Genomic DNA, 13,790 nt, shown 5'->3' with positions numbered 1-13,790 from the left:
GGCGAGGAGGACTGATGGACTTTACCGCGCTATTGGCATTGATGGTGGAAAAACGGGCTTCGGATTTATTCATCACCGCCGGGCGGCCGCCGTCGATGAAAGTCAACGGCAAAGTCGTCGAAGTCTCGAAGACGCCGCTGACCAGCGACCAAACCATGAAACTGGTACTCGGCATCATGTCGCAGCGCCAGCGCGACGAATTCGAAAACACCAAGGAATGCCAATTTGCATTAAGCGCGCACAGCCTGGGCCGATTCCGGGTCAGCGCCTTTACCCAGCGCGATTCCGCCGGCATGGTGTTGCGCCGGATCGAAACCACGATTCCGACCGCGGAAGAATTGCATCTGCCGCCGGTGTTGAAAGAATTGATCATGCACAAGCGCGGCCTGGTGATGTTCGTCGGCGCGACCGGTACCGGTAAATCGACCTCGTTGGCGGCCTTGATTCGCCACCGCAACGAAAACAGCAGCGGCCACATCATTTCCATCGAAGATCCGATCGAGTTCATCCATCCGCACCAGGGCTGCATCATTACTCAGCGCGAAGTGGGGCTGGATACCGAATCGTTCGAAGTGGCTTTGAAAAACACCCTGCGCCAGGCGCCGGACGTGATTCTGATCGGCGAGGTTCGCACCCGCGAGACGATGCAACACGCGATTACCTTTGCCGAGACCGGCCATCTCTGCGTCTGCACGCTGCACGCCAACAACGCCAACCAGGCGCTGGACCGGATTTTACATTTCTTCCCCGAAGACATGCACAGCCAGTTGTTCATGGATTTGTCGCTGAATCTGCGCGGGATCGTCGCCCAACAATTGATCCAACGCGCCGACGGCAAGGGCCGCTATCCGGCCATCGAAATTCTGTTGAATACGCCGTTGGTCGCCGACCTGGTGCGCAAAGGCGAAGTGCATAAATTGAAGGAGCTGATGAAAAACTCGCGCGAGCATGGCATGCAGACTTTCGACCAGGCGCTTTACGATCTGTACACAGCCGGTAAAATTAGTTACGAAGATGCTCTACACGCTGCCGACTCCCGCAACGAAGTCCGCCTGATGATCAAACTGGGGGCCGAGAACGTCAATTTCGAAACCGCCGGCATGTCGCTGGCCGAGAACGACGAAGATGGAGGCAGCCTTTATAAATAAACCCGGATTCAGCCCTTTTGCCACACTTAATCTCAGTTAGCCCGATATTCAAATTTGCCGCTGCCGCGGCGTTGGCCGCGGCACTATTCGGCTGCGCCTCCGAGCCGCCGCATAACCAACCCCGGGCGTCGGCAGCGGTCAAACCCAATCCGCCCAGCCAATCCGCCCATATCCGACCCGACCTGAGACCTTTTGCCAGCGTCGGCGGCTACCGCGCCGCCGCGGTCAGCGGCGATTACGCCGGCTATCCGGTGCTGACGCAATTTATCGAGCAGATGGTGCAAAAGCACGGTTTCGATCGGGAATATTTGAACGGTTTGTTCTCGCAAGCCAAGCGCAAGCAATGGACGCTGGATTATCTGGCCAAATCCGACCAAGGTTTGAAAGGCAAACCGAGTAAAGGCGGCTGGACCCGCTACCGTTCCCAATTTCTGGATGCCCGGCATATCGATGGCGGCGTAGCGTTCTGGCGCACACACCAGGCCGCCTTGCAGCGCGCCAGCCAGCAATATGGCGTCCCGGCCGAGTACATTCTCGGCATCATGGCAGTGGAAACCACTTTCGGCGGCTTCGTCGGCAACCACCGGGTGATCGATGCGCTGACCACATTGGGTTTCGATTACCAACGCCGCGGCGAATTTTTCCGAAGCGAGCTGGAGAGCTTCTTACTGATGGCGCGTAGCGAAGGTATCGACCCCGGCAAACCGGTCGGCTCGTTCGCCGGGGCGATGGGGTTGGGCCAGTTCATGCCCAGCAGCTTTTTGCAGTGGGCCGTGGATTTCAACGGCGACGGTCGCCGCGATTTATGGAATCCGGAGGATGCGATCGGCAGCGTCGCCAATTATTTTGCCCAGCACGGCTGGCGCAACGGCCAACCGGTGGTGAGCCGGACCCGGGGCAGCTATAGCGGTATCGATAGCCTGGAACCGGGTATCGACCACGAATATCCGCTCGGCACGTTGGCCCAAGCCGGTATCGAACCGGCCGGCCATTGCGGCTGCGATTATCCGCTGCGGCTGGTGTTGCTCCGGCACCAAAGCAACGACGAGTATTTGCTGGGCCATCCGAATTTCTACGTGATTACCCGCTACAACCACAGTACGCATTACGCAATGGCCGTGCACGAACTGGCGCAGGCCATCAAGAGCGGTTACCAACGGCTCGCCGGATCGCCTGCAAACTTAGGCGACAATTGATCGAGGCGAAGTTGGCATTTACGCCGCCTCCGGATATCGATTTGGCGTTCCCTAAAACTATGTCGCGAAATGGCGTAGCAGCTTACTGAATTCACACCCTTTGCCGACCGTTCGGCCTGCCCGCTATCAAAGCCAGCGGCTTCATTTTCGGTATTAACCAAATCAGCGGAGGGTGGTCTAACGCGCGAAGGCTGACTTTCCAGGCGTCGAGTTAGAGGCCTGTTTGGCGGCGGAAGTAATAAACCCCGTTGAGCCGCTTTTGATGAAGGTATTTCATGTCCACAAGCACAGCCGGAGCCGCCGTTGTGACACCTGGTACCTGGCAATCTATTGAATAATCAGGAATATCAGCAAGTTACACTGATAAAATGGCGCGCCCGAGAAGCACGACATGCCGATTTTCATCCTCGCTAGGATGTTGAAAGATAAGGATATTTTATACATGTCTTGGAGCAATGCAAGGGACGGTGTGTACCCCTTTGTGTTACCTTTAGCATAACGAGAGAAGCCGTCAATACTATAAATTTCCGTGTGGTCTTCTGAACCACAATGCACGTCGAAAGTCCCCCATAGGCCGGCCCGTCAACCCATCTAGGGCCGAGCGACTTGAAACAGCACACCAAATCGAGTTAAAGCACTAAGCGCGCGGCGTTGTGGCTTGGCGTCTTACAAGGATTGCAAGATGGCCCCGACAGACATGGCACCCTAAGCGTATTCTTTAACGTTCGTTTTTGACTACGCGAATCGGTACACTCAAAGTGTATTCTTTAATGGGGTATTGACATGGATACAGTGTACCGAGATAATCAACCCCGTTTTTAATACATAACGGGAGCGCCCACCATGCCGACCTTTGCCTATCTCAGAGTTTCAACCAAGGACCAGACCACCGAGCAACAATTAACCCAGATCGCCGGAGCCGGCTACGCGGTAGAGCCGGATCGAGTCTTTACTGAACAAGGCGTGAGCGGCAAAATCCCAGCCTTGCAGCGGGAGCAATTCCAGCGGTTGAACGATAGACTCAGTACCGGAGACACGCTGGTAGTCACGAAGCTGGACCGCCTGGGACGCGATATACTGGACGTGATTGCAACCGTTAGAACCTTAATTGAGCGCGGCGTGGTCCTTGTGGTGCTGGGGTTGGGTACTCTGGATAACTCCGCACAATCCAACCTTACACTTAACATGCTCGCCGCTATATCGGAGTTTGAGCGGCAGATTATCAGTGAGCGTACCAAAGCTAAGCTGGCTCAGAAGAAAGCCGACGGCGCGAAACTGGGCCGCCCTGTAAAGGTCGATAATGCCGAACTGAAGAGTAAAGCCGAAACCCTGCTTGCGTCCGGTTCATCCTGGAGGAACACGGCTAAGACGTTGAATATCTCGCTTTCCACACTTCAGCGGATGATGAAAACAACACCCGCAGAACCAAAGATTTGAACCGGCCCCTCTAGCAGTAGAACGCCTTTTAATTCAATACCTTATATGGAATGCAGAATGAACCAACAACCTAAAATATACCGATCTTTTGCGCTGCCGCTTGCCGCCTTCGATTACCTGAAGGATTTCCAGCGGGAGTACGAAAGCCGGCACCGGGTGCACCTAAACAACAACCAGTGCTTAACCTTGATACTGGAACAGCACCGGAACGCTAACAAAGCTAACTAAGGACTAGCACGAATGAAGCAACTGAAGCAGTTAAGCCAAGCCGGCCTAGAGTTTAAAGAAGCAATCAACGCATTACGGGAATGTGTGGCGAACGGCAAGCCAAAACCAGAAACTAACCCAACCTTCCTCAGTACAAGAGAAATAGTCATTATTGAGGGCATATTCCAGTATCGGGACACCTGGGAGGCAGCCAGCAAGCAACATGTAGAAGACCTCGCTGGGGTACTCACCCGCGATAAAGAGGCAGCATTACTAGCACCTGTCGATATATTCTGGGCCGGAGAGGGTTGGGTATGTATAGAGAGCTATTGTCAAATCTGGTGTTCAGGCCTTGATCAAGCGGCGATCTGATTGCCGGTTTCTAGCTCAATGCCGTCCTTGAACGGAACCCCGGTAATCACTTTGGCGAGATAATCAAATCCTCGCTGGCGTCGCCAGGTTTTCTCAGCCGTTTGTCCCAGTTTGAATAGCATGTGCAACATGCCATCGCGGGCGAGACAGCCTTTGGCACGCTTGGTGCGATGGCGAATAGTGGCGAAGGTTGATTCGATGGGGTTGGTTGTTCGAATGCTTTGCCAGTGCTGAGCCGGAAAGTCATAGAAGGCCAGCAGTTCATGCCGGTCGCGATACAGACATTCAACCGCCTTGGGATATTTGGCGTCATAGAGTGAGGCGAACTGGTCGAAGGCGCGTTCGGCGTTCTTTTGGGTGTCAGCCTGCCAAATGTCGTACAGCGACTGCTTCATCTTGGGTTGCACCGCTTTTGGAACGCGGTTCAGGACGTTGTTCATTTTATGCACCCAGCAGCGTTGTTGTCGGGTGTCGCTGTAAACCTCGTCCAGCGCGGCCCAGAGACCCGTTGCGCCGTCACCAATGGCTAGTTTGGGACTGTTCATACCGCGTGCTTTCAAGCCCAGCAATACTTCCCGCCAACTCTGCGTCGATTCGCGCACACCGTCTTCAATCGCCAGAAATCGTTTTTCCCCGCGCTCATTGACCCCGATGATGATCAAGGCACACAGCTTGACATCTTCCGCTCGCAGCCCGCTGTAGATGCCATCAGCCCAGATATAGACCCACTGATCTCGGTCCAGGCGACGGGTTCGCCAATCGTTATATTCCGCCGCCCACTCGCGTTTCAAACGGGCCACGGTGCTGGCTGATAACCCCGTGGCATCCGGGCCAACCAGGACTTCCAGTGCGGCTTCCATTTCACCGCTGGAGATACCTTTCAAGTATAACCAGGGCAATGCAGCCGATAAGGAACGTGTCTTGCGCACATACGGTGGCACCAACGCCGAACGAAAGGTAGCCCCTTGGCCGTCTTTTGCCCGAACCTTGGGAACCTTCACCGCTACGGGGCCAATGCCTGTCTGAATCTCACGCTCAGGTTGGAATCCGTTACGCACGACGGCGGCCCGACCATCGCCTAACTTCCGTTCGCTGAAGGCTTCCAGATAGGAAGCCAATTCGGCATCGATGGCTTGCGCTATTAACTTCCGCGCGCCTTGACGAATCAGATCGGTCAAAAGATCGGCGTTCTCTTCTCGACTCGACAGGTCGATTACATTACTCTTCTTCATGGTGGCGTATCCTTGGTTTTGATCGTTTTGTTTGGTCACAAATAATCAACCAGATACGCCGCTTCTCTTCAACTACCAAACACCAGATTCAGTTATAGCTCCCACCGAATTGAAGCCTACAAAAAGGCAGGCATGTTGGATTCGGTACAGGTCAAAGTGTTTGAGGGAACATTACAACAAGCGCTAGACAAAGCCCTAGATAGCAACTCAGACTATAAACTACCGTTCACCCAGTGGGACCGGAAAAAAGCAGCCTGGAGACTCAACCTACTCAACCACTACAAAGCCAACCGTTATACAAAAAAGGACATTGTGAAAAAGACAGGGATAAGCGACGGGACCACCGGAAACATGCGGAAAACTATCAGCGAGTTTGAAAAGAGGTTTCCGGATATGCCAATGCCGGGAACATGGGACGAGGCTAAAAGGCGGCTCAGGGCTGCCGGACCCGAAGTGCGTTATGATGACGATTGGAGAGATAAGAAAACAAAGGAAATTGCCGATAAGTTGGCCTCTACCTTCGGCCGGACCCTCGCAAGGCAGGACGTCGAAATAGTTGCGGATGCGCTTGAACTCTACAGTAAGCCACTATTTAACGCCTTGAGGGACCTCCTCCGAGAGACCGACGAAGACGAATAACTAACACCTAACGGGCACGGAGTGTGCATCCTTGGAATGAGCAAATTGCTCGCTCTGTGCCCAAAGTCCTTAATCCTGACAAGAGCGCCCGGCACGAGCCATCTGTAGTGTTTACTAAAACTGAGACTACCTAAAAATGCAACCAAGCTTACAAATACTCACTGGAGCAATACTAACCGCACTCATTGGAGCTAGTACCTGTGCGTACTCGGCGGCGTTCGATATGACGGTGGATTGTACTAATTTCGACTCCCTAAACGGCTACAGCCGCAAACAATGTATCGGAAGGGAGCGGGAATCAGCCGAGTTTGAAATGGAACAAACACTTAAGCAGCTATTAAACACCTCCGATAGCGACGAAGCAAAAGCAGCCATAAGAGACTCCCAAAAAGCATGGAAAATCTACGCCGAGAAACAATGTGAGTTGCAAACTATAGCAAACGGGATTGGCCGCCTTGGAGCCATGTTTGGGGAAGCATATGGCGCATGTTTACGCACTACGACACAAGCAAGAACAAGGGAGCTAGTCGGGATCATACGCACGATGCAAGAGACATATCGTTAGCACAACCGGAAAGCACTAACCGAGACGCCCACCAATAAAACCGACAAGGAAACTCAGAATAACGAAAGCAGGGACCGACCAGCCAACCAAAGACCAGGACACCTCGCCCATAAAAGCCCCGATAACCAAGCCAAGAAAGATGAAATTTAATAACCGACCAATGAGCCTACCAAGCGCCATGCAGTTCCCCAAAGAATAAATGTTAAACAATAATCATATTAGTTCGAACGCTAGTCAATCTTGTTTAACAAACTGTTAACCACAGCAGCCCCATGTACTGTACATTACGCAGTAATAACGACAAGGGAAGCTATATGGCTAAGAGCAATGCAGAAATCCAGAAGGCTTATCGGGACCGGCAACGAGATCAAGCCCTAGGGGAACGACTAAACATCATCCTAAGTGTGACAGCTAAGCGCAAACTCGAACGGCTGGCGCGGCACCAAGACAAAACCCAAAGGGATGTATTAGAGGCTCTATTGGAGCAAGCCGAAGCTGACACCATTGCTACGCTAAAAGGCCGCCCGACAGAACTTACAGACTACCTAGACAGTACCAAACCAGCCAAAAAGAAATTACGCAGTAATGAACAGAAAGGGGCTTGGTATGGCGGGGTAATGTATGAGGGGCGGGTTAATTACCTGTTACCTAAGGAAGCGCTGAACAAATCAAACCGCAAGCCGCGCCTTGCGACCCAAGCGTAATTTTTTACAAACATGCGCTGACGGATCGTTCAAATAGCCCCAATTCCTGCGTTTTTTATTCCCGTCTACCGTGTTTGGGCGCACGGTAGACGGATTTCGGCCTAGGCCGCCATCAACTGGCGGCGCAGCAGATACAAATTGGCCAAAGCCACCAGCCAGTTCACCTGGGCTGTGTTCTTCTCCAAGCCTCGGTAGCGAGTCTTGCGAAAGCCGAACTGGCACTTGATGATCCTAAAAATGTGCTCGACACGGGCGCGGACCGACGAATATTTTCGGTTGCGCTTACGCTGGCGGCTCGACAGGTTTTTGCCGGGCTTGCGCTTGTCGTTGACGCACCAGCTCAGTCCCAGATGCCGCGAGCCTTTTTTGTAGTCGTCGCTGGTGTAGCCGGCATCGGCAAAGATGACTTGATCGTCTTCGCGGAGCAGCTTGGGTAATTCCACGATGTCAGCCGTGTTGGCCGAGGTCACCGTTACACTGTGTACGGCCCCTGAATTGACGTCGGCGCCGACGTGGATTTTCATCCCGAAATACCACTGATTGCCTTTCTTGGTTTGATGCATGGCCGGATCGCGTGCTTGATCCTGATTCTTGGTCGAGCTCGGCGCGTGAACAATCGTGGCGTCGACCATCGTACCCTTGGAGACCAACAGGCCTTGGTTTTTCAGGTGGTCGTTGACCGTCGATAGCAGCACCTCCGTCAACTTGTGCTTCTCCAGCCAGTGACGGAAGTTGAGAATCGTGGTTTCGTCCGGCAGCGCTTCGGTAACGCTACCAAAACCGGCAAAACGCCGAATGCTCTCGATTTCATACAGTGCATCTTCCACTTGTGCCCTGTGGGTATTTGTCGGTCCGAGTAGCTGAACCATTGTTGCATGCAGTAGATACGGAGCATGCGATTCAATGCCATCGGTTGCCGGCCGCGGCGACCGCTCTGCGGATAATGCGGTTCGAGTTGGGCCAACAGTAATGTCCAGGGCACCACTTGCTCCATTTCCGCCAGAAATTTTTCCCGCCGGGTTTGGCGTTTTTTGCTGGCATATTCAAGTTCGGCAAAACTGGTTTGGGTGGGGGCATTCATCGGCTTGTCTCGGTACGATCAGATGGGGGATATTATCCCATCTCCTGACGAGGGATTTAATCAGCGCCTCCCTAAGTAACAACGCAAAATTTATTGTAAATTTCCGTGTGGTCTTCTGAATCACTACGAGCGTGAAAAGTCCCCCATAGGCCGGCCCCGCGACCATCCCAGACGTGGGACTCCTACTCGATTTTAGTTGTGGTTAGGTGCAGAGAGGCGAGCCGGCAGCACCCGCTAGGGTAGCATGGGCTGAACACCAGCGAGCGACAGCGGGCAGCCCTGAGTACCACAGACTAAGCCTAGCCAATGGACACCGCTTAATGCCAATCGTAAACCAACGCGGATGGCCCCCAGCCTAAGCAGAACTCTTCCTCGCCCTTAAACATCCAGAAACCAGAGCGAGTACATTCGGTATAGCGCCATAGGCTAATACTGTGGCGACCGATGCCGAAATAAGGGAGGGTTGTGTCCAGATAAAGCAGATCGGCAGAGCCTTCAGCGGGAGTTGAACCGCTACCAAAACCAAAGGCAATAGCACGGGAGTTGATTCTAAGAAACATGGTTAAGCCTCAATTGACTACTAAACGGAGACAACAGAGTAAGCCGGTATAAAACGAGGCGTCAACTATTTTTTCTTTATAAATCATGTCGTTACCCCTAATTAGGGGAATTAAAAGCAACAGCCCCCAACCCCGGCAATCAACTCAAAATTTCAATCCTCTTTAGTTTGTCATGGAGTACCCCGAGTAGGGACATCTCCCCGTATCGGCTCGCCTGATCGCTGCGGCTCCAGCCTTGAAGTTCTCTAATGTGATCCATCGAAACATCCGCGAGTCGGAGTCGATCCTTTAAGTTATGGCGTAGACAATGACAGGTAAACCCCAAAGCCTTCAAGCGCCCGTTCATCGCGTTTGAGGCACCATCGTTCTTAACCTCTTCGCGCTCCAGATCGATGTACCTTGGGAATAGCCACTCGCCGCCTTGACTAAGTTCAAGCTGGAGTTTAATACCCATCAAGGCGTAACCAATCAAGGGAATTGAGCGTTGGCTTTGTTTGGTCTTCAGCCTTCGCAAAGGGTTACGGTGTAACTTGATATAAGGGATGTCGGCTTCTAGGTGTACATCCTCAATCCGTAAGCCGACACACTCGGAAACGCGCATACCGGTATCAAATAGAATACGAAGCCCGTTCAATGTATCGCTGTTCTCAGGCTTGTCGAGCAAGGCGAGTAAGGCGGCCTGCTGTTCTGCCGTGAGGCTAGAGCGGGAGTCTTCATCGTCGCGGAGCCCTGGGATAGTGTGCTTCTCGAAAGGGTTCTTGAACGAGTACTCAAGATTGAGGATGGCTTTATTCACCGCTGACTTTACGGTGGATAGCCGCCGTGAGACCGTCGCCGTCTTCAGTCCCTCAGATTGAACGCCACTAACGAGCCGCTCTTCAACCTCACGGCGCTTGTATTGATCGATTGGCCTATCGCCTAGAGCATCAACGAAGAACGCTAAAGCCTGCCGTACCGACTGCGTAAATTTCCGGTCATTCCGCTTGCCGCTCATTTCGATGTAATAAGCCACAGCATCCGACAGAGTAACCGGCCGGCCTACTATCAAGTCGAGTACCTTTTTTTCAGTGTTGGACAAGTTAGCGGAGGGATCATCTAACATGCGGAGGGAGCCTTCATATTCGGCCACTAACTCAATCGGCTGCTTCCCCTCAAGGCAATCAAGATAAATGTCTGTACCACTAAGGCCGCTAGGGTTGGCCGCGTCTGGTGTTAGAGCCTCATAAATTCGCTGAGCCTCCACTATGGGGCTTTCTGGAGGCTGCCGGAGCTTAGCCCATGTTGCTTCGAGATCGCGATCCAGACGTTTAGCGGCAAGCTGTGCCGTTATTAAGTCGCTCGTCTTTAGACTCTGCATCCACAAGCGTTTACCAACCCTCTCGACTAAGTCACCGGGGACACGCTTACGGAAATAGTAGACGCCGTTGGGTTGCTTTTGATGAAGGTACTTCATGCGCACAAGCATAGCCAGATACCGCCCTTGTGTCACCTTTTGTGACACCTCGTTACCTAGCAAGCGATTGAATAATCAGGAATATCAGCAAGTTACGCTGATAAAATGGCGCGCCCGAGAGGATTCGAACCTCTGGCCTCAGCCTCCGGAGGGCTGCGCTCTATCCAGCTGAGCTACGGGCGCTATGTGATTTGCGGTCTAACGATAATTTAATATGGTCAATCGGCTTCGACCGTAATTCTAAAACCTACAATTCGGCGCTGTGTTTACCGAAAGTAAATCAGCTCGTTCCAGTGTGAGCTACAGGTGTTTAGAAAGGCCGCCATTATACGGGCAAAAGCCGGTAAAGTCATGGCCGGCTTGCGCTTAAGCGTTTTTTTTTTGCCGAGCGCAGTTTTGCCAGCATCTGTTTTTGCCGCAGCTGACGCTCGGCCTTTTCTGCTTCCAGCCTAGCCAAGCGGCGGTTGCGCGCTTGATAACGCAGGCGAGCAAGGCTGGCGTCCTCCGGAGTCCAATCGGCGTTATCGGCCGGAACCATGGCGATGCAATTCATCGGGCAAGGTGCAACGCACAATTCGCAACCGGTGCATAGCTCGGTGATGACGGTATGCATATGTTTGGCGGCGCCCAAAATGGCATCGGTCGGACACGGCGGCAGGCATTTGGTGCAGCCAATGCATTCGGCTTCGTTAATCACCGCGATCAGCCGTAGACGCTCGACGCCAAATGCCGGGTTCAACGGTTTGGCCGCAACCCCAAGCAAGTCCGCGAGCAACCGAATTCCGTTAGCGCCGCCCGGCGGGCATTGGTTAATGTCCGCGTCGCCGCTGCTGATAGCTTCCGCGTAAGGCCGGCAGCCGGCGTAGCCGCACTTGCCGCATTGGGTTTGCGGCAGAACGGCGTCGATACGGTCGGCTAGCGCGGTTTCGGTTGCAGTCATGCCCTTGGCTTTATTTGATCCGCATGCCCGGCTGTGCGCCTTGGTCCGGCGATAACACGAAAATATCTTTACCGCCGGGTCCGGCCGCCAACACCATGCCTTCCGAGGTGCCGAAGCGCATTTTCCGCGGCTGCAGGTTGGCAACGACGACGGTGAGTTTGCCTTCCAGTTGTTCCGGGGTATAGGCCGATTTGATGCCGGCGAAAATATTGCGGGTTTCGTTGCCCAAATCCACGGTCAATTGCAGCAGTTTCTCGGCACCTTCGACCGCTTCGGCTTTGACGATGCGGGCGACGCGCAAATCGATCTTGGCGAAGTCGTCGATCTCGATCGGGCTGGCGATCGGTTCGATGTCGGCGGCCGGGGCGGATGCTTCCGCCTTTGCCGATTTTGGTTTGACCGGTGGCGTTTTTTCCAGGTTTTCCTTGGACGCTTCGACAATGGCTGCAATTTTGTCCGGCTCCACTCGCGTCATCAACGGCGTAAAGGCATTGATTTGGTGGCCGAGCAACGGCTCCACCACGTCGGGCCACGCCTGCGGCGGAATATTTAAAAAGCTTTCGGCGTTGGCGGCCAAAGCCGGAATCACCGGTCGCAGGTAAACCACCAGCATCCGGAACAGGTTGATGCCCATGCTACAGGCGTCGTGCAGCTCGGCGTCTTTGCCTTCTTCCTTGGCGATAACCCAAGGTTTTTTCTCGTCTATGTACTGGTTGGCTTTATCGGCCAGCGCCATGATTTCCCGCATCGCCTTACCGAATTCGCGGCGTTCGTATAGCTCGGCAATCGCCGTATTGGCGTCGACGAATTGCTGGAACAGAGCCGGTTCGGCGCAAGTATTCGACAACAACCCGGCGAAGCGTTTGTGAATAAAACCGGCGCAGCGGCTGGCAATATTGACGACTTTGCCGACCAGGTCGGAATTAACGCGCAGACAAAAATCGTCGAAGTTCAAGTCGATGTCGTCGACGCCGGCACCAAGTTTGGCAGCGAAGTAATAGCGCAAGTACTCCGGATTCAGATGGTCCAAGTAGGTGCGGGCCTTGATGAAAGTGCCGCGCGATTTGGACATTTTTTCGCCGTTCACCGTCAGAAAACCGTGGGCGAAAACGGCGCTGGGGGTGCGGAAATCGGCGCCGGTCAACATCGCCGGCCAGAATAGGGCATGGAAGTAAATGATGTCCTTGCCGATGAAATGGTACAACTCGGCGTCGCTGTCCTTCTGCCAGAAGCTGTCGAAGTTCAGGCCCAACCGGTCGCACAGATGCTTGAAGCTGGCCATATAACCGATAGGCGCATCCAGCCAGACGTAAAAGTATTTGCCGGGGGCATCGGGAATCTCGAAACCGAAATAGGGGGCGTCGCGGGAAATATCCCATTGCTGCAAGCCGTTTTCCAGCCATTCCGCCATTTTGTTAGCGACTTCCGGTTGCAAGTGGCCGGCAGTGGTCCATTCTCGTAACATTTGCTCGAAATGGCCTAACTCGAAGAAGTAATGTTCCGATTCTTTTTCGATCGGCCGCTCGCCGGAAATGGCTGAAACCGCGTTTTTCAGCTCGGTCGGCGAATAGGTCGCGCCGCAAGCTTCGCAGCTATCGCCGTATTGATCGGCCGCACCGCATTTAGGGCATTCGCCTTTGATGAAGCGGTCCGGCAAGAACATGTTTTTTTTGGGGTCGTAGGCCTGAGTGATACTGCGCTGGCTGATATGGCCGCCGGCGCGCAGGCGCTGGTAAATCAAGGCGGAAAACTCCCGGTTTTCCGGAGAATGAGTGCTGTGGTACTGGTCGAACCCGACGCCGAACTCGGCGAAATCGGCGCGGTGTTGTTTTTCCACGTCGGCAATCAACTGTTCCGGGGTAATGCCTTCCTTGTCGGCGCGCAACATGATCGGCGTGCCATGGGTATCGTCGGCGCAAACATAAAAGCATTCGTGGCCGCGTTGCTTTTGAAAACGCACCCAGATGTCGGTTTGGATGTATTCGACGAGATGGCCGAGGTGAATCGGGCCGTTGGCATAAGGCAAGGCGCTGGTAACTAGGATTTTTCGCTTGGACATGGGGGAAATCGGCCGGAAAAAATGAGGGCGGATTATGGCACAAATCGCCGGGGGTTTCATGGATTGCCGCCAGCGGCGTGGCGGCGTCCGCCACATCGGCTGCGGTTGCCGGGGGTTTCCAGCCTTTGGTTATGCCGAGCGGTGCGGTACAATCGCCGAGGCTTCCCGCTCAAGCATTGCACCAGTCTGCCGGTTAG

General features: G+C 53.8%; 13 protein-coding genes, 1 tRNA gene and 1 pseudogene. 8 read left to right on the top strand and 7 right to left on the bottom strand.

Features of this window, described 5'->3' with window-relative positions:
• Positions 1-14 precede the first annotated feature (14 nt).
• The 5 genes from VXJ35_RS22500 (at position 15) to VXJ35_RS22480 (ending at position 4,360) form a co-directional block, all read left to right on the top strand.
• Positions 15-1,148: a PilT/PilU family type 4a pilus ATPase gene (locus VXJ35_RS22500; RefSeq protein WP_064023282.1), complete on the top strand. Its 1,134-nt coding sequence runs from the start codon at positions 15-17 to the stop codon at positions 1,146-1,148.
• A gap of 17 nt (positions 1,149-1,165) precedes the next feature.
• On the top strand, positions 1,166-2,344 hold the full coding sequence (gene mltB / locus VXJ35_RS22495) for a lytic murein transglycosylase B (RefSeq protein WP_231914812.1): 1,179 nt from the start codon (positions 1,166-1,168) through the stop codon (positions 2,342-2,344).
• A gap of 843 nt (positions 2,345-3,187) precedes the next feature.
• Positions 3,188-3,781 (top strand): recombinase family protein, encoded by a 594-nt coding sequence (locus tag VXJ35_RS22490; protein WP_064023281.1) that lies wholly within the window; start codon positions 3,188-3,190, stop codon positions 3,779-3,781.
• A gap of 57 nt (positions 3,782-3,838) precedes the next feature.
• Positions 3,839-4,009, top strand: coding sequence for a hypothetical protein (locus VXJ35_RS22485; protein ID WP_157198267.1), 171 nt, complete (start codon positions 3,839-3,841; stop codon positions 4,007-4,009).
• Between the two features lie 12 nt (positions 4,010-4,021).
• Positions 4,022-4,360 (top strand): hypothetical protein, encoded by a 339-nt coding sequence (locus VXJ35_RS22480; protein ID WP_064023280.1) that lies wholly within the window; start codon positions 4,022-4,024, stop codon positions 4,358-4,360.
• Here the strand turns inward: VXJ35_RS22480 and VXJ35_RS22475 are convergent.
• Positions 4,345-5,592 (bottom strand): IS256 family transposase, encoded by a 1,248-nt coding sequence (locus VXJ35_RS22475; RefSeq protein ID WP_064023653.1) that lies wholly within the window; start codon positions 5,590-5,592, stop codon positions 4,345-4,347. The genes VXJ35_RS22480 and VXJ35_RS22475 overlap by 16 nt on opposite strands.
• Positions 5,593-5,724: 132 nt before the next feature.
• Between VXJ35_RS22475 and VXJ35_RS22470 the strand changes: the two genes are divergently transcribed.
• The 3 genes from VXJ35_RS22470 (at position 5,725) to VXJ35_RS22460 (ending at position 7,500) form a co-directional block, all read left to right on the top strand.
• Positions 5,725-6,231: a hypothetical protein gene (locus tag VXJ35_RS22470; RefSeq protein WP_064023279.1), complete on the top strand. Its 507-nt coding sequence runs from the start codon at positions 5,725-5,727 to the stop codon at positions 6,229-6,231.
• Positions 6,232-6,367: 136 nt separating this feature from the next.
• Positions 6,368-6,796 carry a lysozyme inhibitor LprI family protein gene (locus tag VXJ35_RS22465; protein ID WP_082881046.1) on the top strand — a complete coding sequence of 143 codons (429 nt, stop codon included), beginning with the start codon at positions 6,368-6,370 and terminating at the stop codon, positions 6,794-6,796.
• 314 nt (positions 6,797-7,110) lie between these two features.
• Complete coding sequence (locus VXJ35_RS22460) at positions 7,111-7,500, top strand: hypothetical protein (protein ID WP_157198266.1); 390 nt, start codon at positions 7,111-7,113, stop codon at positions 7,498-7,500.
• Positions 7,501-7,601: 101 nt separating this feature from the next.
• Here the strand turns inward: VXJ35_RS22460 and VXJ35_RS22455 are convergent.
• The 6 genes and pseudogenes from VXJ35_RS22455 to metG form a co-directional block, all read right to left on the bottom strand.
• Positions 7,602-8,581: pseudogene (locus VXJ35_RS22455) on the bottom strand (IS5 family transposase).
• Positions 8,582-8,898: 317 nt separating this feature from the next.
• A complete protein-coding gene (locus tag VXJ35_RS22450) occupies positions 8,899-9,141 on the bottom strand; it encodes a hypothetical protein (protein ID WP_157198265.1) in 243 nt (80 codons plus the stop codon).
• 139 nt (positions 9,142-9,280) lie between these two features.
• Entirely contained in the window at positions 9,281-10,606 is a 1,326-nt protein-coding gene (locus VXJ35_RS22445; RefSeq protein ID WP_064023276.1) for a DUF6538 domain-containing protein, read from the bottom strand.
• Positions 10,607-10,700: 94 nt separating this feature from the next.
• Positions 10,701-10,777: transfer RNA gene (locus tag VXJ35_RS22440), tRNA-Arg, on the bottom strand.
• 166 nt (positions 10,778-10,943) lie between these two features.
• Positions 10,944-11,534 carry an RnfABCDGE type electron transport complex subunit B gene (locus VXJ35_RS22435; protein WP_064023275.1) on the bottom strand — a complete coding sequence of 197 codons (591 nt, stop codon included), beginning with the start codon at positions 11,532-11,534 and terminating at the stop codon, positions 10,944-10,946.
• Between the two features lie 10 nt (positions 11,535-11,544).
• Entirely contained in the window at positions 11,545-13,593 is a 2,049-nt protein-coding gene (metG, locus tag VXJ35_RS22430) for a methionine--tRNA ligase (RefSeq protein ID WP_064023274.1), read from the bottom strand.
• Between the last annotated feature and the right edge of the window lie 197 nt (positions 13,594-13,790).

Source organism: Methylomonas sp. DH-1 (assembly GCF_046097555.1).
Taxonomy (GTDB): domain Bacteria; phylum Pseudomonadota; class Gammaproteobacteria; order Methylococcales; family Methylomonadaceae; genus Methylomonas; species Methylomonas koyamae.
Note: the sequence above shows the minus strand (reverse complement) of the source record. Positions and strands in the feature narration are given on the sequence as shown.

What these genes read in the sequence shown, in the direction of transcription:
- VXJ35_RS22465 (WP_082881046.1), top strand. Translation starts at nt 6,368, where the DNA reads ATGCAACCAAGCTTACAAATACTCACTGGAGCAATACTAACCGCACTC.
- VXJ35_RS22490 (WP_064023281.1), top strand. Translation starts at nt 3,188, where the DNA reads ATGCCGACCTTTGCCTATCTCAGAGTTTCAACCAAGGACCAGACCACC.
- VXJ35_RS22460 (WP_157198266.1), top strand. Translation starts at nt 7,111, where the DNA reads ATGGCTAAGAGCAATGCAGAAATCCAGAAGGCTTATCGGGACCGGCAA.
- VXJ35_RS22475 (WP_064023653.1), bottom strand. Translation starts at nt 5,592, where the DNA reads ATGAAGAAGAGTAATGTAATCGACCTGTCGAGTCGAGAAGAGAACGCC.
- metG (WP_064023274.1), bottom strand. Translation starts at nt 13,593, where the DNA reads ATGTCCAAGCGAAAAATCCTAGTTACCAGCGCCTTGCCTTATGCCAAC.
- VXJ35_RS22450 (WP_157198265.1), bottom strand. Translation starts at nt 9,141, where the DNA reads ATGTTTCTTAGAATCAACTCCCGTGCTATTGCCTTTGGTTTTGGTAGC.
- VXJ35_RS22500 (WP_064023282.1), top strand. Translation starts at nt 15, where the DNA reads ATGGACTTTACCGCGCTATTGGCATTGATGGTGGAAAAACGGGCTTCG.
- VXJ35_RS22485 (WP_157198267.1), top strand. Translation starts at nt 3,839, where the DNA reads ATGAACCAACAACCTAAAATATACCGATCTTTTGCGCTGCCGCTTGCC.
- VXJ35_RS22435 (WP_064023275.1), bottom strand. Translation starts at nt 11,534, where the DNA reads ATGACTGCAACCGAAACCGCGCTAGCCGACCGTATCGACGCCGTTCTG.
- VXJ35_RS22480 (WP_064023280.1), top strand. Translation starts at nt 4,022, where the DNA reads ATGAAGCAACTGAAGCAGTTAAGCCAAGCCGGCCTAGAGTTTAAAGAA.
- VXJ35_RS22445 (WP_064023276.1), bottom strand. Translation starts at nt 10,606, where the DNA reads ATGCTTGTGCGCATGAAGTACCTTCATCAAAAGCAACCCAACGGCGTC.
- VXJ35_RS22470 (WP_064023279.1), top strand. Translation starts at nt 5,725, where the DNA reads ATGTTGGATTCGGTACAGGTCAAAGTGTTTGAGGGAACATTACAACAA.